This is a genomic window from Dechloromonas sp. ARDL1 (assembly GCF_051122455.1).
Taxonomy (GTDB): Bacteria; Pseudomonadota; Gammaproteobacteria; order Burkholderiales; family Rhodocyclaceae; genus Azonexus.
Window position 1 is genome coordinate 3,269,205 of record NZ_CP168939.1, and the last position, 18,131, is coordinate 3,287,335.

19 protein-coding genes are annotated in these 18,131 nt (G+C 60.4%); 7 read left to right on the forward strand and 12 right to left on the reverse strand.

The features are described from left to right. From AB6Q56_RS16290 to AB6Q56_RS16305, 4 genes are all read left to right on the forward strand, one after another. The gene (locus AB6Q56_RS16290) at window positions 1-270 is read left to right on the forward strand and encodes an HP0495 family protein (RefSeq protein ID WP_434514102.1); all 270 of its coding nucleotides are present in this window, start codon (window positions 1-3) and stop codon (window positions 268-270) included. A gap of 58 nt (window positions 271-328) precedes the next feature. After that, on the forward strand, window positions 329-889 hold the full coding sequence (lipB, locus tag AB6Q56_RS16295) for a lipoyl(octanoyl) transferase LipB (protein ID WP_434517171.1): 561 nt from the start codon (window positions 329-331) through the stop codon (window positions 887-889). After that, on the forward strand, window positions 882-1,856 hold the full coding sequence (lipA, locus tag AB6Q56_RS16300) for a lipoyl synthase (protein ID WP_434514103.1): 975 nt from the start codon (window positions 882-884) through the stop codon (window positions 1,854-1,856). Before lipB ends, lipA begins: the two co-directional genes overlap by 8 nt. Before the next feature lie 803 nt (window positions 1,857-2,659). Continuing rightward, the gene (locus AB6Q56_RS16305; RefSeq protein WP_434514104.1) at window positions 2,660-3,415 is read left to right on the forward strand and encodes a PEP-CTERM sorting domain-containing protein; all 756 of its coding nucleotides are present in this window, start codon (window positions 2,660-2,662) and stop codon (window positions 3,413-3,415) included. Between the two features lie 119 nt (window positions 3,416-3,534). Here AB6Q56_RS16305 and AB6Q56_RS16310 read toward each other — a convergent pair whose 3' ends face one another. The 6 genes from AB6Q56_RS16310 to AB6Q56_RS16335 all read right to left on the reverse strand — a co-directional run bounded on the left by AB6Q56_RS16310 (window position 3,535) and on the right by AB6Q56_RS16335 (window position 8,463). After that, the gene (locus AB6Q56_RS16310) at window positions 3,535-4,083 is read right to left on the reverse strand and encodes a YMGG-like glycine zipper-containing protein (RefSeq protein WP_434514105.1); all 549 of its coding nucleotides are present in this window, start codon (window positions 4,081-4,083) and stop codon (window positions 3,535-3,537) included. Window positions 4,084-4,085: 2 nt separating this feature from the next. Beyond that, complete coding sequence (locus tag AB6Q56_RS16315; protein WP_434514106.1) at window positions 4,086-4,460, reverse strand: hypothetical protein; 375 nt, start codon at window positions 4,458-4,460, stop codon at window positions 4,086-4,088. Window positions 4,461-4,568: 108 nt separating this feature from the next. Then, window positions 4,569-5,864, reverse strand: a complete 1,296-nt coding sequence (locus AB6Q56_RS16320; RefSeq protein WP_434514107.1) for an acetyl-CoA hydrolase/transferase family protein — start codon at window positions 5,862-5,864, stop codon at window positions 4,569-4,571. Between the two features lie 142 nt (window positions 5,865-6,006). After that, entirely contained in the window at window positions 6,007-7,167 is a 1,161-nt protein-coding gene (locus tag AB6Q56_RS16325) for a THUMP domain-containing class I SAM-dependent RNA methyltransferase (RefSeq protein ID WP_434514108.1), read from the reverse strand. 1 nt (window position 7,168) lies between these two features. Beyond that, complete coding sequence (locus tag AB6Q56_RS16330; protein WP_434514109.1) at window positions 7,169-7,585, reverse strand: CopD family protein; 417 nt, start codon at window positions 7,583-7,585, stop codon at window positions 7,169-7,171. Beyond that, window positions 7,573-8,463: an NAD-dependent epimerase/dehydratase family protein gene (locus AB6Q56_RS16335; protein ID WP_434514110.1), complete on the reverse strand. Its 891-nt coding sequence runs from the start codon at window positions 8,461-8,463 to the stop codon at window positions 7,573-7,575. Before AB6Q56_RS16335 ends, AB6Q56_RS16330 begins: the two co-directional genes overlap by 13 nt. 33 nt (window positions 8,464-8,496) lie before the next feature. Between AB6Q56_RS16335 and AB6Q56_RS16340 the strand changes: the two genes are divergently transcribed. After that, window positions 8,497-9,510: a CDP-6-deoxy-delta-3,4-glucoseen reductase gene (locus AB6Q56_RS16340; protein ID WP_434514111.1), complete on the forward strand. Its 1,014-nt coding sequence runs from the start codon at window positions 8,497-8,499 to the stop codon at window positions 9,508-9,510. 27 nt (window positions 9,511-9,537) lie between these two features. Here AB6Q56_RS16340 and AB6Q56_RS16345 read toward each other — a convergent pair whose 3' ends face one another. The 6 genes from AB6Q56_RS16345 to AB6Q56_RS16370 all read right to left on the reverse strand — a co-directional run bounded on the left by AB6Q56_RS16345 (window position 9,538) and on the right by AB6Q56_RS16370 (window position 15,310). After that, window positions 9,538-10,194, reverse strand: a complete 657-nt coding sequence (locus AB6Q56_RS16345; protein WP_434514112.1) for a COG3650 family protein — start codon at window positions 10,192-10,194, stop codon at window positions 9,538-9,540. A gap of 84 nt (window positions 10,195-10,278) precedes the next feature. Next, window positions 10,279-10,983 carry an ABC transporter ATP-binding protein gene (locus tag AB6Q56_RS16350; protein WP_434514113.1) on the reverse strand — a complete coding sequence of 235 codons (705 nt, stop codon included), beginning with the start codon at window positions 10,981-10,983 and terminating at the stop codon, window positions 10,279-10,281. Continuing rightward, window positions 10,976-11,749, reverse strand: coding sequence for an ABC transporter ATP-binding protein (locus AB6Q56_RS16355; RefSeq protein WP_434514114.1), 774 nt, complete (start codon window positions 11,747-11,749; stop codon window positions 10,976-10,978). Before AB6Q56_RS16355 ends, AB6Q56_RS16350 begins: the two co-directional genes overlap by 8 nt. Next, window positions 11,746-12,819 carry an ABC transporter permease subunit gene (locus tag AB6Q56_RS16360; protein WP_434514115.1) on the reverse strand — a complete coding sequence of 358 codons (1,074 nt, stop codon included), beginning with the start codon at window positions 12,817-12,819 and terminating at the stop codon, window positions 11,746-11,748. The genes AB6Q56_RS16355 and AB6Q56_RS16360 overlap by 4 nt, the downstream gene beginning before the upstream one ends. An 85-nt stretch (window positions 12,820-12,904) precedes the next feature. Beyond that, window positions 12,905-13,828, reverse strand: a complete 924-nt coding sequence (locus AB6Q56_RS16365; protein WP_434514116.1) for a branched-chain amino acid ABC transporter permease — start codon at window positions 13,826-13,828, stop codon at window positions 12,905-12,907. A 75-nt stretch (window positions 13,829-13,903) separates the two neighbouring features. Beyond that, on the reverse strand, window positions 13,904-15,310 hold the full coding sequence (locus tag AB6Q56_RS16370; RefSeq protein WP_434514117.1) for a branched-chain amino acid ABC transporter substrate-binding protein: 1,407 nt from the start codon (window positions 15,308-15,310) through the stop codon (window positions 13,904-13,906). A gap of 121 nt (window positions 15,311-15,431) precedes the next feature. Here AB6Q56_RS16370 and AB6Q56_RS16375 point away from each other — a divergent pair, with 121 nt between their 5' ends. Both AB6Q56_RS16375 and AB6Q56_RS16380 read left to right on the forward strand, forming a co-directional pair. Next, complete coding sequence (locus AB6Q56_RS16375; RefSeq protein WP_434514118.1) at window positions 15,432-16,730, forward strand: GNAT family N-acetyltransferase; 1,299 nt, start codon at window positions 15,432-15,434, stop codon at window positions 16,728-16,730. Continuing rightward, window positions 16,727-18,112 (forward strand): FAD-binding oxidoreductase, encoded by a 1,386-nt coding sequence (locus tag AB6Q56_RS16380; RefSeq protein ID WP_434514119.1) that lies wholly within the window; start codon window positions 16,727-16,729, stop codon window positions 18,110-18,112. Before AB6Q56_RS16375 ends, AB6Q56_RS16380 begins: the two co-directional genes overlap by 4 nt. Window positions 18,113-18,131 lie beyond the last annotated feature (19 nt).

Below are 18,131 nucleotides of genomic sequence, written 5' to 3' on the forward strand. Positions count from 1 at the left end.
ATGGCTTCCTACAAGGACACCCTCCTCGAATACCCCTGCGACTTCCCCCTGAAGATCATGGGAAAAGCGCACGATGAACTCGCCCAGGCGGTGCTCACCATCGTCACCAAGCACGCGCCCGATTTCGACGGCGCGACGATGGAAATGCGTGCCAGTTCCGGAGGCAACTACCTGAGCCTGACCTGTACGGTTGTCGCCACCTCCAAGCCACAGCTCGACGCGCTGTACATGGAACTGACATCCCATCCGCTAGTGAAAGTCGTTCTGTAACGTGAATCTTGTCGTCAAACGCCTGGGCCGGGTCGACTACGAACCCACCTTCCAGGCCATGCAGGATTTCACGGCCAATCGGACAGCCGAAACAACCGACGAGCTCTGGATCGTCGAACATCCGCCGGTCTACACCCTCGGCCAGGCCGGCAAGCCGGAGCACATCCTGCGCGACGTCGGCATTCCGCTGGTCAAGATCGACCGCGGCGGACAGGTCACCTATCACGGCCCCGGCCAAGTGGTCATCTATCTGTTGCTCGACCTGGCGCGCCTGAAAATCAAGGTGCGCGAACTGGTCACCGCCATCGAGCAAGCCGTCATCGACCTGCTCGCCGACTATGGTGTTGGCGCCGAACGGCGCGACGGAGCCCCCGGCGTCTACGTCGGCGAAGCAAAAATTGCAGCCCTCGGGCTACGCATCCGCAACGGCTGCTCGTATCATGGGGTTTCACTCAACGTGGACATGGATCTCTCCCCGTTCGATGCGATCAACCCCTGCGGTTATGCCGGGCTGAAAGTTACACAAACCAAGAACCTGAACATTCCGCTTTCCGTAACAGAGGCCGGCGAGCACCTATCGCAGCACTTGCTGCAGCAATTGGACAGACAACATGGCTGAACCCAAACCGGAAGGCGCAACCAAGCAAAAAGGCGTCAAGCAAAAAGGCGAACTGAAGACCGCCCGCATCCCCATCAAGATCGTTCCCGTCGACCAGCCGTTGCGCAAGCCGGAATGGATTCGTGTCAAGGCTGGCAACAGCGCGGGACGTTTCGGCGAAATCAAGTCCATGCTGCGCGAGAAGAAGCTGCATACCGTCTGCGAGGAAGCCGCCTGCCCGAACATCGGCGAATGCTTCGGCCGCGGCACGGCGACCTTCATGATCCTCGGCGACATCTGCACCCGCCGCTGCCCGTTCTGTGATGTTGGCCACGGCCAGCCCCTGCCACCCAATTCGAACGAGCCGGCTGAACTGGCCAACTCGGTCTCCCTGCTCAAACTGCAGTACGTCGTGATCACCAGCGTCGACCGCGACGACCTGCGCGACGGAGGTGCCCAGCATTTCGTCGATGTCGTCCGTGCCGTGCGCGAGGCCTCACCCAAGACCACCATCGAGACGCTGGTTCCCGACTTCCGCGGCCGCATGGATCTCGCTATCGACATCCTCGGCCAGTCGCTCCCCGACGTGCTGAATCACAACATGGAAACCGTGCCCCGCCTCTACAAACAGGCCCGCCCGGGCGCCGACTACGCCCACTCGTTGGCGCTGATGAAGCAATTCAAGGCACGCTATCCGGACGTCAAGACCAAGTCCGGCCTGATGGTCGGCCTCGGCGAAACCGATGAGGAAATCCTCGAAGTGATGCGTGACCTGCGCGCCAACGACGTCGAGATGTTGACCATCGGCCAGTACCTCGCCCCTTCCGGCCACCATCTGCCAGTCAGCCGCTACGTCCATCCCGACACCTTCAAGATGTTCGAGGAAGAAGCGATGAAGATGGGCTTCTCCGGCGCCGCCTGCGCACCCATGGTGCGCTCCAGCTACTGGGCTGACCAGCAGGCACATAGTGCGGGAATCGCCTTGTAAATCGCAGCGACAAAAGCTACCGAACAAAGCCCTGCACTACTTTCGCAGCAACCTTTTCCAGCGATAAACCTCGAAAGGGCAGAATAGACATAAAAAGTCGCCTTCTGCCCTAACAGAGGGTATTAGCTAAGAATAAGCAACATCGTAGCCATCTCTGCTTCCAACACTCCGCCACAAAGCTTTCAGGCAGCTCCCTGAGACGTACAGCCTCTTGCCAAATGATCGCCCCCCTGGAAGTCGCGACATTGACAGCACAAACACTCGCTGCGATATACCGACAACCGGCGACCGATCACTAACTGACGGACGCCCTCGCAAACTTCCGCCCCCCCCCGATTGCTAGTCTTCTCACCGGGCAACGGCGACTCTGACAGAGAAGCATCGCCAAAAAGTAGCCAATACTTGCAAAATTGCCCTACCTTGCCCCTCCCAACCCGGCGCCGCTCCAATAATCTCGCCCGGGCTCAAATCCAGCTGAAACAACCAGAAGCCCTAGTCAACACATAAACCGCGGCCAGCCCGCAACCCGCCCCCCGACATGCCATCTGGCTGAAGCTCCCCTGTTTTTTGGCGACAAGAATGGCGCAAACGACATTTCCAAGGAAATTCCGGCAGGCGCACTGTCGAAATTTCTTACACTCCCCTTCCAGCCCCCCCAAAGCAGTCTTTCGAAATCACACAACACATTGATTTATTAAACAAAATACACGAAATAAATTTCTGGCACGACTCATGCTTTCCATGCGAAAACTCGAATTGATTTGAGTTTCGCCATGAAATGCACTTAATCAGGGGAAAATGACATGACTAACTTGAAGAAAGCTTTCGCACTACTCTCGCTTGCCGTTGCCGCCGGTTCCGCCAACGCAACCATTGCCACCGTCTATAACGACTTCGACGGCGGCTTAGCCAATTTCAACACCACGGTAAGCAACGCCGGCAGCACCGCAACGCATGACGTATGGAGCACCCGACTGAGCGGCACTGTCGTTGATCGCGGCGACTACACGGTCTATCGCGCCAACAATGCGAGCATGTCGTCAAGCATTTACACGCTCAGCAACTCCTCCCCCAGCCGCCAAACCTCTGGCTACATGGTCAGCATTGACCCCTCAGGTACAGGTACGGGTCACGGCACCGGCGACGGATCGTCATCCAAGGGTAGCGGCCTGGTCCTTGATTTTGGCGCCAAGGGTAAATCGGTGAACGCCATCGGTTTCGAAGTGGGCGATTGGGCTACCTGCTGCCAAGTATCCGACCTGTATATCTCCTTCGATAGCAATGCTCCGATCCGTGTTGGCCACTCTACCGTTTTTGGTGACGGTTTTCTCACCAACCGTGGTGCGGGTGTTTTCGTCGCCGCTTTCGATGACGTTGCCACTTTCTCCAAAGTGACGTTCTGGGGTGACGGCTGGGGCGAAGTCCTGAACATGGGCGGCACCATCCACTACGCTTCGCTACGGCAAGGTAGCCTGCAAGTTCCGGAGCCGGTTTCTCTGGCTCTGGTAGGTGTTGGACTCCTGGGTGTTGGCTTCTCGCGTCGTCGCAAATCGGCCTGAGAGTAAGCCAATCGCAACATAAAAACGGCGGCTTCGAGCCGCCGTTTTCATTTCCACCCTTTCGTCCTTCTTTCGGGAGCTTATTTTCAATTGCTCAAGAAAGACAGCCCAAGAAGAACTCAGCGTGTCACTGGCGGTGGGGGCGGCGCTCCTGGGGGCGGCGGCGGAATAGCAGGGTCTTGCGGCTGATTCTGCACCGACGAACGAACCGGTGACGAATAGCTCATGTTGGCCGGCACGGGAACGCGGTGCCCCTTGGCATACATACATTGAATGTAAGCATTGTCATACTGGCGCTGCGTACCCAACGTCGAAGCACGCGATGCATCCGTACCCGTCGCGCTTCCCATCAACAAACCGGCCCCGGCTCCTATGGCAGCGCCCTTGCTGTTGCCGCCAATAGCTGCACCAGCGAGCGCACCAACCGCAGTACCTACCGCAGCGCTGGTCATGGCCGACTCCTTCGCGGCATCGCCGGCCGTCTTGCCGCCGATCTGGTAATGCGCATACTGCCTGCACTCCACATCGTCGCCACGGAAGCGATCAAACGGCTGCCCGGTACCGGGCAGGACCATGACGCTTGGGCCGGTCGGCATAACGGTACAGGCGCCCAAGAGCAAAACCGGGCCGAGCAACATCCAGCGGGGCAAGCGAACAAATTGGGACATGCTTATTTCTCCGGTTGCGGCAGAACCTTCTGCCAACCTTCAGGACACTCTTTGACGTAAGGGTAATAACCCTTGCCGCTCTTGCAGTAATACCAGTACTGCTGAGCCTGAACCGGCTGCGCGGCCGGTTCGGCCTGTTCAATATAGACCGGCGGTTGCGGCGCGGGCACCACAACAACTTGCGGCGGATAGTAATAAGGTGGCGGATACCAGGCAGGCCCCCACGTCGGCCCCCAACCTCCACCCCAGGCCGGGCCCCAAACCGGCCCTCCGATGGAAGCTCCGATATAGACACGCGTCCGATGCGCCAGCGCATCGGTACCGACCCCCAGCATGAGCAGGGCAAGCAATGCGAAAAATATACGGCGAATTTTCATGACATTAAAAAAACCGATAACCCACTATCACCTTAGCGGATTATCGGTTGTGCGGGAGCGGAAAATTGCTACAAATTGTAAGGCACCCCGCTCAAGCGCCACCAACGATCACAGCAGCTTCATCTTCTTCGCTGCCTCGCGCAGCTCACCCCGGAAATTCGGATGCGCAATGCCGATCAGGGCTTCACAACGTTGCTTGGCGGTCTTGCCGCGCAACTGCGCCACGCCAAATTCGGTCACTACGTAGTTGATGTCGTTCTTGCTGGTCGACACATGCGTTCCCGCCGAAAGTGTCGGGACGATGCGGGAAATGGTGTCATCCTTGGCCGTCGCCGGCAGTACGATGAAGGCCTTGCCGCCGTTTGAGCGGTTGGCAGCACGCACGAAGTCGGACTGGCCTCCAGTCCCCGAATAAGGCACCGCACCGAGGCTTTCCGAACCGCACTGGCCCATGAAGTCGATCTGCATGGTTGCGTTGATGCAATGCAGGTTGTCGTTCTGGCCGGCCAGGTACGGATCGTTGGTGATATCCACCGGATGCATTTCAAGTGCCGGGTTACGGTGCATGAAACGGTAGAGTTTGTTCGAGCCGAGCGCGAAGGTGGCCAGCATCTTGCCGTTGTTGACGTTTTTCTTGCTGTTATTGACCACACCGGCCTCGACCAAGGTCATGATGCCATCGCCGATCATTTCGGTATGGATGCCCAGATCATGCTTGTGCGTCAGCTGCATCACCACGGCATCGGGAATGCCGCCATAGCCGATCTGCAGCGTAGCGCCGTTGGGAATCATGTCGGCGACGTATTTGCCGATGGCTTCCTGAACCGGGCCGATCTTCGGCAGCCCGACTTCGAGCAGCGGGTCGTTGCTCTCGGTGAGCGCGGTAACCTTCGAGATGTGGATATGGCAGGCGCCATTGGCGAACGGGACGTTCGGGTTGACTTCGAGCACCACGGCACGCGCCTTGGCAATCGCAGCCATGGTGTAGTCGGGGCCGAGCGACAGGGAGAAATAACCGTGCTCGTCCATTGGCGAAGCCATGGCGAAGACGACATCGGCCGGCATCAGGCCGCGGTTGATCAGCATCGGCATTTCCGAGAAGTAGGAGGGATGGAAATCCACCCAGCCCTGCTGGCCACCCGGACGCGTCACGCCGCCGAAGAAGTACGCCACGTGGCGAACGTGCTGGGTAGTCTCGGGATCAATGTAGCCGTACTTGCGCAACGGCAGGATCTGGGAAACCTTGACATCCTGATAGCGGGTGCGCACATCGGACAGCGCCGTGAGCAATGCGGGCGGCTCGCCGACCCCGGTCGGAACGACGATGGTGTCGCCGTTCTTCACGACGTGGATCGCATCGGCCGCCGTCATGCGTTTTTGTTGATATTCAGCCTGTACGGACATTCTGCTTCTCCTCTTGCGTTTGTTATGAAAGTTGAATCTTCCCATTTTGGTCAGACCAAAATAGTGACACAAATCAATTCCAGAAGCTTGCTGCACTGCAAAAACATACGTCCCGGTATGGGCGCAAAAGCGCCCATAGACTTCAATCCGGCGTTGACGTCCCGCCCTTTCGGTTGCTGCCGGCCACCATGCGGATCTCGAACAGGCGGCATTCAAGCGGCCCGTTGAACAGCGGCGTCTTCCGACTGGGCTTCAGCCCGACCAGCTTGGGCAAACGCAGGTCGGCGGTGAAGAAGAAGCAGTTCCAGCCAGCCCAGTGGCGCTTCAACGCCGTGCCGAGTTGGGGATAGAAGGCGGCCAGTTCGTCCTGTTCGCCGATCCGCTCGCCATACGGCGGGTTGGCGAGCAGGATTCCATGATCTGTCAGCGGCTGGGTTTCGAGGATATCACCATGATCGACCGTCACTACCCCGCCGAAGCCGGCTTCCTGCAGGTTGCGGCGGGTGGCGCGCACGGCCCGCTCATCGATATCGTAGCCACGGATATCCATGGGTTCCGCCGGTTTGACGCGCGCTTCGGCAGCGGCACGGATGTTCGCCCAGTTCAGCGCTTCGAAACTCTTCAGACGTTCGAAGGAAAAGGTACGATCCAGCCCGGGAGCGCGGTCGAGCGCCACCTGAACCGCTTCGAGCAGGAAGGTACCGCTACCGCACATCGGATCGATCAGGGGGGTGCCGGGTCGCCAGCCAGTCAGCTTCAGAATGCCGGCAGCCAGGTTCTCTTTCAGCGGCGCATCGACGCTGGCCTTGCGGAAGCCGCGCTGCCACAAGGGCTGGCCCGAGGTGTCGAGGTATAGCGTGCACTCGTTCTCGGTCAGGAAGACATGGACGCTGACATCCGGGTTGCGCGTCTCGATATTCGGCCGCTCACCAAGATCCTCCCGAAAACGGTCGCAAACCGCATCCTTGACACGCAGGGTCACGAAATCCAGCGATTTCAGTGGGCACTTGATGGCCGTGGTGACCACGCGCATGGTGTTGGACACGGTGAAGTGATTCGGCCAGAGCTGGCGCACCGCCAGACGGTAGATATCCTCTTCCTTGGCATACGGCCCCTTGACGATGTGCCACAAGATGCGCGTGGCAATGCGCGACTCGAGGTTGGCGCGGTAGCAGACCGACCACTCCCCGGAGAAAAAGACGCCACCGTGCACCGCCTTCAGGTCTTCGCCGCCAATGCCGCGCAATTCCTCGAGCAGCAGTTCTTCAAGCCCGCGCGGGCAGATCGCAAAATATTTGTTCATGTCAGAAAGGCTTCAGGACAACGAGGAAAAGGACGGCAAGGAGAATTATTACGGGCAGTTCGTTGTAGAAACGGAACCAGACATGGGTACGGGCATTGCCACCCATCTGGAAATCCTTCAACACCCTGCCGCAATGCCAGTGATAGAGGGCGAGAACGATAACTAGGACTGTCTTGGCATGCAGCCAGCCACCGCTGAAGCCGTATCCGAACCACAGCCACAGGCCGAGCAGGATGGCCAGGACGCCGAGCGGCGTCATGAAGCGGTACAGTTTCCCGGCCATCAGCAGCAGGCGGTCGCGCTCGGCCACGCTATCCGGCGGCACCATCGCCAGGTTGACGAAGATTCGCGGCAAGTAGAACAGGCCGGCAAACCAGGAAATGACCATCCAGATATGGAGTGTCTTTACGATGAGCATGCGTTTCTCCGGGCAAGCGCATCGGCTATGCCGTCGTCGACCGACGGAAAGGCGAGGCGCAGGTTCAATTCGTTTTTCAGGCGCCGGTTGCCGATACGGCGCGATTCGCGCATGAAGGACATCTGGACCGGCGAGAGCAGTTTTTCGGCATCGCTCCGGCTCAGGCGTGGCGCCTTGGGCAAGCCGAAAGCCTCGGCGACACGATCAAAATAACCCGCCATTTTCATTTCTGTATCGTCGACCGCATTGTAGGCACGGTTGGGGCGCCCCAAGCGCATAGCGGCAATACAGGCCGACGCAAGGTCGTCGGCATGGATGTGGTTGGTGAAGACATCGTCGCCATCGACCAGGGCCGGCGCCCCCTTGTGCAAGCGCTCGACCGGCAGGCGGTCCGCGGCATAGATGCCCGGTGCCCGCAGGATGGACACGGCAACCCCGTTGCGCGCCCCCCAGGAACGCAGGCAACGTTCGGCATCGACGCGGCGGCCAGCACGATCGCTTTCCGGCCTCAGCCTGCGGGTTTCGTCGATAACGGCACCGCTGCAATCCCCGTAAACCCCTGTCGTGCTTACGTAAACCAGGCTGCGTGGTAGACTTTTGCCTTTGCTCAACGCGGCGAGCAGGTTGCGGGTGCGCGTATCGCGCTTGCCCGTTCCGGGCGGCGGCGCCAGATGCAGGATGCAGTCGGCCAGACCGGCCAGGCGTACGAGGCTGGCTCGGTCGTCGAGATCGGCCAGAACCGGTGTGGCACCGGCGTTTCGCCATTCCGCCGCACGCTCCGCATCGCGCAACAGGGCGTACGTCCGGGCATGCGAGGCCAGTTGGGACAGGATGCGGCGGGCGACGTCCCCGCTGCCAACGATCAGTATTTTTTGCACGTCGGCATTTTAGCCGAGCAACGAGGGGAACCGATGCGCTATCAAGTCACCGTCCAGCCGAGCGGCCGCCAATTTACCGCCGAAGCCGATGAAACCCTGCTCGACGCAGCGCTGCGTCAAGGCCTGACCATGCCCTACGGCTGCAAGGATGGCGCCTGCGGCGCCTGCAAGGGTCACGTCCAATCGGGCACCGTCGACCACGGCAACGCGCAGGCACACGCCCTAAAAGACGACGAAAAAGCCGCCGGCATGGCGCTCTACTGCTGCGCCAAGGCTCGCTCTGACCTGAGCATCGAATGCCGGCAGATCACCTCGGCCAACCAGATTCCAGCCAAGACCCTACCCTCGCGCATCGAAAAACTCGAAAAACTGGCACCGGACGTCATCGAGCTGCATTTGCGCCTGCCGGCCAGCGAGCGCCTGCAATTCCTCGCCGGCCAATATATCGACATCCTGCTCAAGGACGGCCGAAAGCGCAGCTTCTCGCTGGCCAACGCACCACACGACGATGCCCTTCTTCAGTTGCACATCCGCCATGTCCCGGGCGGCGTATTCACCGATCAGGTTTTTTCGACAATGAAGGTGCGCGACATCCTGCGCTTCAACGGCCCGCACGGCAGTTTCTACCTGCGCGAGGATTCGGCCAAGCCGATGATCCTGCTCGCCGGTGGCACAGGATTCGCGCCGATCAAGGCCATTGTCGAGCACGCCATCGCCGAGAATTGCCAACGTCCGATGGCTATCTACTGGGGCGCCAGAGCCAGGGTTGATCTGTACCAGAATGCACTACCGGAAAAATGGGCCGATGAACATGCCAACATCCGCTATGTGCCGGTTCTCTCGGAACCTGCCGGCAGCGACAATTGGACCGGTCGCACCGGCCTGGTCCACCAGGCCGTTCTGGCCGACTTCCCGGACCTTTCAGGCCATCAGGTCTATGCCTGCGGCGCCCCGGTGATGATCGAAGCGGCCAAGCGCGATTTCATGGCACAGGGCCTACCGGAAGAGGAATTTTTCGCCGACGCCTTCAGTTTTTCGAGCAACTGACGAGCGCCATCCTGGCAGCGACGAGCCTTATCGTTGCCAGGCGCAACCGTGCAAGGTTTCGCCGTCCAGCGTCACGCTTGCAGTCCAGCCGAATACCGAATTGGCCTGCTGATCGCGGCACAGTTTCTGTTCGAAGCGCAAGGTCAAGGCGCGCCCTCCTTCGGAAACACGATAAGAGGCCACGCCGTTATCCGGCAGCGTCGGCGCATAGGGCAGCACGACTTCCGGTCTCCCCTGGCGCTTGAACTGCACCCGCTCGCCGCCCGCCGCGAGTATCCAGCCCGGCTCGTTTCCGGAAGCGCGCCACGCCTCGTCGGACGTCCCCGGAACCTGGCAACGCCCATCCGTCTGGGCAAAGTTGATTTGCGAAGCCTTCAGGCGATCGTGCTCGACGAAACCCAGCAGTTCGACATATAGCTTCTTGCCCGCCGCCAGGCCGATCAGATCAAGCCCCTTGCCAACCGAGCCGTCGGCCGAAACATCCTCGAAAAAAACGAAGGTACGGTCGCGACACGGCGCGAACATCAGCTTGTCACCGTACTTGAGAACCTGCCCATAGGCCAGTCGCGGCTTGGTATCGACAGGCTTGCTGGTTGGCAGGTCGGCAATATTCACCTCTTCGGCCAAAGCGGGAAGGCTCAACAGAGCCAGGGAGACGATACGGGCGATGGTGCGTAGTTTCATGACTGCTCGCGGGCGAGGGATCGACAAGGCGACATTGTTGCCGAAGCCCGCGCGGAAAGTTTTGATGCAGTTGAAAAACGCCGGTTATTCGCCCAGATAGGCCGCCCGCACCTTGGGATCGTCGAGCAGTTGCGCGGACTCGCCGTTCAGGGTGATTTCGCCGCTTTCCATGACATAGGCGCGCTGGCTGCTTTCCAGCGCCAGCTTGGCGTTCTGCTCAATGAGCAGAATGGTCATCCCGGTTGCCGCGACGGCGCGCACCACCTCGAAGATTTTTTGCACCATGATCGGCGCCAGTCCCATCGACGGTTCGTCCAGAAGCAGCATTTTCGGACGACTCATCAGGGCGCGGCCGAGGGCCAGCATTTGCTGCTCGCCACCGGAAAGCGTGCCGGCCAACTGGCTTTCCCGCTCCTTCAAACGCGGGAAATAGGCGAAAATCTGCTGCAGATCCTGTTCGATCGCCGCCGTATCGTCACGAACAAAGGCGCCCATGCGCAGGTTTTCGAGAACGCTGAGGCGCGGAAAGACGCCACGCCCCTCGGGAACGAGTGCGATGCCCTTGCGGATAACGTCGTGCGGCGCGACCTTGCTGATTTTCTCGCCACAGAAATGTACATCGCCCCCGACCGCGTTGAGCACGCGGGAAATCGCTTTCAGCGTGCTGGTCTTGCCGGCACCGTTGGCGCCGATCAGGGCGACCGTCTCGCCTTCGTTGACGTGGAAGGTGATGCTGCGCACCGCCTGAATGCCGCCGTAGGCGACGTGGAGTCCGGTTACTTCAAGCACCTAGGTAAGCCTCGATAACGCGTTGATCTTTCTGCACGACTGCCGGCACATCCTCGATGACCAGCGCGCCGTAGTCCAGCACGGCGACGCGATCGCACAGCCCCATGACCAGCTTGACGTCGTGCTCGATGAGCAGGATGGTCGTCCCATCATGGCGAATGCCCTCGATCAGCTCGCGCAGCTCCTCCGTCTCGGTCGCATTCATGCCGGCGGCCGGCTCGTCCAGGCAGAGCAGTTTGGGCTCGGTCGCCAGGGCACGGGCGATTTCCAGGCGACGCTGGTCGCCGTAGGAAAGGTTCTTGGCGAGATCGTCGGCACGATCCTCGATGCGCACGTAGTGCAGCAAGTCGATGGCGCGCTGGCGGATGGCCGCCTCCTCGGCGCGAGTCGCCGACGTATTGAGCATGGCGCCGATAACGCCGGCCCGGGTACGCACATGGCGGCCGACCATGACGTTTTCCAGCGCCGTCATGTTGCCGAACAGGCGGATGTTCTGGAAAGTGCGGGCGATGCCCCGCGCTGCGGCATGCTGCGGCGCGTCGGCGACCAGGGGTGCGCCGTCAAAAGTAAAAGCACCGCCATCTGGCACGTACAGCCCGGTCATGCAGTTGAAGAAGGTGGTTTTGCCGGCACCATTGGGGCCGATCAAACCGTAGATTTCGCCGCGACGGATGGTCAGCGATACATCACGCAGGGCTTTGACGCCGCCAAAATGCTTGGCGACGGCTTTCGCTTCGAGAAGCGTGCTGGGCAAATTCGTGCTCATGCCTTACCCTCCGCCTGTTTCTCTCCCAGCTCCCGCTTGCGCTCCGGCGACGGCCACAGACCGGCCGGCTTGAAGCGCATGACAAGGACCAGTGCCAGGCCGAAAACGAGCATGCGCAAGCTCTCGGGATCGACCATCATCTTGCCGAAGAGCGCCATCTGGATCGGCCCGACGCCGTAACGCAGCGCTTCCGGCAGGATGCTGAGCAGCACGGCGCCAAGGATGACGCCGGGAATGTGGCCCATGCCGCCAAGAACGACCATGGCCAGGATCATGATCGACTCCATCAGCGAAAAACTCTCCGGTGAAACGAAGCCCTGCATGGCGGCGAACACGCCGCCGGCGATGCCGCCGAAGCTGGCGCCCATCGCGAAGGCCAGCAGCTTGATGTTGCGGGTATTGATGCCGACTGCCTTGGCGGCGATTTCATCCTCGCGGATGGCTTGCCAGGCACGGCCGATACGCGAGTTCTGCAAACGCAGGTTGATGATGACGACCAGGATAGCCAACGCGACCAACAGGTAGTAATACTTCATCGGCCCGCTCAGGGTCAGCCCGAAAAGCTGGGTATTGCCCGAAAACTTGAAATCGCCGAAGGCCACCGGATCGATCAGGGTGATGCCCTGCGGCCCGTTGGTGATATTCACCGGCGCATTCAGGTTGTTCATGAAGATACGGACGATTTCGCCGAAGCCGAGCGTCACGATGGCCAGATAGTCACCGCGCAATTTCAATGTCGGCGAACCGAGCAGCACCCCGGCAATGCAGGCCAGCGCGGCGCCGATGGGAAGAATGACCCAGATCGGCAAATGCAGGCCGAAGTGCGGGCTGGCCAGCAAGGCCCAGGTATAGGCACCAACCGCGTAGAAAGCGATGTAACCGAGGTCGAGCAGACCGGCGTAGCCAACCACGATGTTCAGGCCGAGCGCCAGGAACACATAGAGGATGGCGAAGTCGAGGATGCGCACCCAGGCCTGGCCGCCCATCGCCGCCACGAAGGGCAGGCCGAGCAGGGCGACGGCGATCAGCGTGATACCGAAGGCGGAACGGGGATTGAACCACTTATTCATGCAGCCTCCCATGCGAAGGCAAGACAAGACGGCAAGGAGGTGGGCGACGCAGCCAACGACGTATTGGCGAGCAGGGGTGGCTGCATCATGCGCGGTCTCCCGTCTTTTCACCGAACAGCCCCGAAGGCTTGAACATCAGCACGACAATCAGCACGATAAAGGCAAAGATGTCCTGGTAATGGCTTCCCAGGAAGCCGCCGGTCAGGTCGCCGATATAACCGGCGCCCAGCGCCTCGATGATGCCGAGCAGCACACCGCCGAGCATGGCGCCGGCGAGGTTGCCGATGCCGCCCAATACGGCCGCCGTAAAGGCCTTGAGACCGAGCATGAAACCCATCTGGTAATGAGCGATTTCATAATAAGTACCGACCATGACTCCGGCCAGCGCGCCCAGCGCCGAACCGATGACGAAGGCAGCGGCAATGACGCGATTGATATTGACGCCCATCAGGCTGGCCACCGCCGGGTTCTGCGCCGTGGCGCGCATCGCCATGCCGAGTTTGGTGCGATAGATCAGTGCCAGCAGACCGGCCATGGTTGCCCCGGAAACGACCACGATGAAGACCTGGATCGCCGTGAAATGCGCCCCAGCCAGTTCAAAATTGATCTTCGGCAGCAGAGGCGGAAAGGTCAGGTAATTGCGCCCCCAAATCATCATGGCCAGGTTTTGCAGCACGATGGACATACCGATGGCTGTAATCAACGGCGTCAGGCGCGGCGCGTTGCGTAGCGGGCGATAAGCGATGCGCTCCAGCCCCCAGCCGAGCGCCATGCAAACCAGGACCGATGCGCCTAGCCCGGCCAGGCCGGCGAATACCACCGGCATGCCGGCATTGATCAGGGAGCCGGCCACGGTAATGGTCACCAGCGTACCGATCATCACCACTTCGCCGTGCGCGAAATTGATCAGTCCCATGATCCCGTAGACCATCGTATAGCCCAGTGCGACCAGCGCGTAAATGCTGCCCTGAACCAGCCCGTTGACGATCTGCTGGAGAAAAATATCCATTTAGTCTATTTCTATAAATACAGAATGGGAAACGGCACCTCGCGGTGCCGTTTCGTTTTGCCAGACAAGAGTCTACTACTTTTTCTCCACTGCGGCCTTGGTCGCGTCAGCGGCATTCTTGACCGCTTCCGCGCCAGCCTTAACGGCATCCTTGCCGGCTTCTGTCGCATGCTTGGCTACATCCTTGGCGTCGGCAGCGACTTCCTTGCCAACGGCTGCTGCCGCACCGGCCACCGCCTTGGCGGCATCCTTCACTTCGGCCACGGCTTCCTTGACCTCCGCCTTGGCAACATCGACCGGAGTGCCACCCAACGTCTCGACGTATTCCAGCTTGCCACCCTTGTACTGGTAAATGGAAATGGCACCGCCCTTCAAGTCGCCTTGGGCATCGAACTCGATCAGCGCGGTGACGCCATCGTATTTGGTCTGGCCGATAGCCGGCAGGTACTTGGCCGGATCGACCGAATCAGCGCGCTTCATGGCGTCGGCCATGACCATCACAGCATCATAAACATACGGTGAATAGAGTTGGATATCGGCATTGAATTTCTTGGTAAAACGCTCTTTGAACTCCGGCCCCTTGGCCAGCTTCTCCAGCGGCATGCCCGGCAGCGAACAGTAATTGCCTTCGGCGGCCTCGCCGCCCAGCTTCATGAATTCCGGCGTACACACGCCATCGCCACCGAGGAACTTGGCCTTGATGCCGAGCTCCTTCATCTGCTTGGCCATCGGGCCACCCTGGGCATCCATGCCGCCGTAGAAGACCAGTTCGGCCTTGGTGGACTTGATCTTGGTCAGGATAGCCTTGAAGTCGGTCGCCTTGTCGTTCGTGTATTCAGTTGCTACGACCTTCAGACCGGCTGCTTCGGCTGCCTTCTTGAATTCGTCAGCCAGGCCTTGGCCATAGGCGGTGCGGTCATCGACGACAGCGACGGTTTTGACGCCTTGCTTGGCGGCGAATTCGCCGAGCACCTTACCTTGCTGAACATCGTTGGCCATCACGCGGAAGGCCGTCTTGAAGCCTTGCTGGGTGTATTTCGGGTTGGTGGCGGAGCCGGAAATCTGTGGAATACCGGCGTCGGCATAGAGCTTGGAAGCCGGAATGGTGGTACCGGAATTCAGGTGGCCGATCACGCCATTGACCTTGGCGTCGACCAGCTTCTGGGCAACGATGGCCCCCTGCTTCGGGTCTGCAGCATCATCTTCGGCCAGCAACTGGAACTTGACCTTGGCGCCGCCAATCTCGAGCCCCTTGGTATTCAGTTCCTCGACCGCCAGCACGGCGCCGTTTTCGTTGTCCTTGCCCAGATGGGCCTGCGGGCCGGTCATCGGTGCGACATGCCCGAGTTTGACCACGACTTCCGGCGTGGCCGCGGGAGCAGCCGGCGCGGCGATCGGCTTCGGTTCTTCTTTCTGGCCACATGCGGAAACGGCAAATGCGGTCACGATCGAGAGGGCAACTAGGGAAAGCTTCGCGTGCATCGATTTATCTCCTGATTTTTCTGGGGTTGACAACGGCCAAGCGATTGTCCCGAGGCATCTTATCCGTGTCAATCATTAGGTGATATGATCAAGGAATGTAGCTACCTAATGAGAGTGCCAGATGCCGGTAATTGCCCGATTACGCTTCCTGGTTGCCAAGACAGCGCGCAAGCTGTTCTCGATGCTGCCCCAGAAGAGCAGGCATAACGTTTATCGTTCGTTCGTCGACTGTCGGGAACCCAACAAGCGCCTGGTGCTCAAGATTGCTGAAACCCAGGAAGAGCTCGAAGCGTGCTTCAAGCTGCTGCATGACGCCTACGTCAGCAGCGGTTTCATGACGCCCGACCCGTCCGGCATGCGGGTAACGATTTACCATGCCCTGCCAACCACAACCACGCTCTGCGCCAAGTTCGACGATCAGGTGGTCGGCACACTGTCGCTGATTCGCGAGAGCGCCATCGGCTTCCCGCTGCAACGCATTTTCGACCTGACCGATGTGCGCGAGAAGGAAGGCCAGATCGCCGAGGTCTCCGCCCTGGCGGTACATCCACGCTTCCGGCGCACCGGCGGGACGATTCTTTTCCCGCTGATGAAGTTCATGTACGAATACTGCACGACCTTCTTCGACACGCGCCACCTGGTCATCGCCGTCAATCCCCGGCACATCGAAATGTATGAGTCGCTGCTCTTCTTCAAGCGACTGACGGCAAACATGGTCGAAAACTACGATTTTGTGAACGGCGCGCCGGCCGTCGGCGCCACCCTCGACCTCAAGCACGCCCCGGAAATAATGCGCAAGGCATACGCCAGCAAGCCGCCCAACCGCAACCTCCATCGCTATTTTGTCGAGACCAAGCTGCCGAACATCCAGATTCCGCATCGCCGTTTCTTCACCACCAACGATCCGGTCATGACCCCGACCCTGATCGACTACTTCTTCAACAAGCGAACCACCGTGTTCGCCGACCTCAGCGACCGCAAGAAAACACTGCTGCATCTGATCTACGACCTGCCGGAATACAAAAAGGTGCTGCCAGCCCAACCCGGCGGCGGCGCCGCCCGCAAGGTGCGCCAGCACCAGCGCTTCTCGGTCAAGTGCCCGGCCAAGCTGGCCAACAACAATCCGCTGGCCGGTTCCGCAATACCGGTCGAGGTCAACGAAGTATCGCGCTACGGCTTCCGCGCCCGCGTCGCCCAGCAAATTCCCGCCGACGTGTGGCTCAACGCGACGGTACAACTGGGGCTCAACGAGGTGTCACGGCTTACCGTGCAGGTAGTCCAGGAAACCGAAATGAACGACCAGCATTACTGCGGTTTCCGCATCGGCGAGCCCGACTTGGTGTGGAGAAAATTCGTCACAGCGCTCTATGAAGGGCATACTCACACGGATCTCGACCAAGCAACCCGATTCCTGACGTGAGCCATACCCTTCCCGCAGCCCTGATCCACACTCTCCAGCAACAGTTCCAGCAACGATTCTCGCAAGGCGAGTCCCAGTGCCTGCAGCACGGACGCGATGAATCCGTCCACGCGCCGCAGCCGCCCGACGCCGTGGTGATGGCAGAAAGCACCGACGAAGTCGCTGCCGTCGTCCGCCTGTGCGCCGAATACGGTGTACCGGTCATTCCCTACGGGGTCGGCAGTTCCGTCGAAGGCCATGTCCTGGCGCCGCAAGGCGGTGTCTCGCTCGATCTCTCCGGCATGAACGCGGTATTGGCCATTCATGCCGAAGACGGCGATGCCGTCGTTCAGGCCGGCGTCACCCGCAAGCAGCTAAACGATGCCCTGAAAGGAACCGGGCTTTTCTTCCCGATCGACCCGGGTGCCGATGCCACGCTCGGCGGCATGGCGGCGACCCGCGCCTCCGGCACCAACGCCGTACGCTACGGCACGATGCGCGACAACGTGATGGCGACAACCACCGTGCTGGCCGATGGCCGCATCATGAAAACCGGCGGCCGCGCCCGCAAGTCGTCGGCCGGCTACGACCTGACCCGCCTTCTGGTCGGATCGGAAGGTACGCTGGGCATCATGACCAAGCTGACGGTCAAGCTCTACCCGATTCCTGAAGCCATCTCGGCCGCCGTCTGCACCTTCCCGAGCATCGAGGCGGCCGTGCAAACGGTGATCCAGACCATCCAGCTCGGCGTGCCGGTGGCGCGCATCGAATTGCTCGATGCCCTGTCGCTGAAGGCCATCAACCTGTTCAGCAAGACCACGCTAGCCGAGGCACCGACGCTGTTCTTCGAATTTCATGGCAGCCCGGCCGGGGTCGAGGAGCAGGCGCAAACCGTGCAGGCGATTGCCGACGAATTGGGCGGCACCGATTTCGCATGGGCCACCCGCCCCGAAGACCGCAGCCGCCTGTGGCAAGCCCGCCACGACGCCTATTTCGCCTGCCTGCAACTGAAGCCGGGTTGCCGAAGCTTCCCGACCGACGTCTGCGTGCCGATCTCGCGCCTCGCCGAATGCATCGCGGCGACCAACGAGGACATCGCCCGGGTCGGCATCCCCATCGCCCTGTTCGGCCACGTCGGCGACGGCAATTTCCATCTGGTGGTGCTGGTCGACACCGACAACGCGAAGGAAATGGAAGAGGCCGCCTGGATCAGCCAGCGTGTCGTCGAGCGCGCCATCGCCATGGAAGGCACCTGCACCGGCGAACACGGCATCGGCCTCGGCAAGCGCAAATATCTGCCGCTGGAGCACGGCGAGGTGGCCGTCGATGTGATGCGTACCCTCAAGCAGGCGCTCGATCCGCACAACCTGCTTAACCCCGGGAAGATTCTCCCTCCGGGTTAACCCCGATTTGCCGGAACAT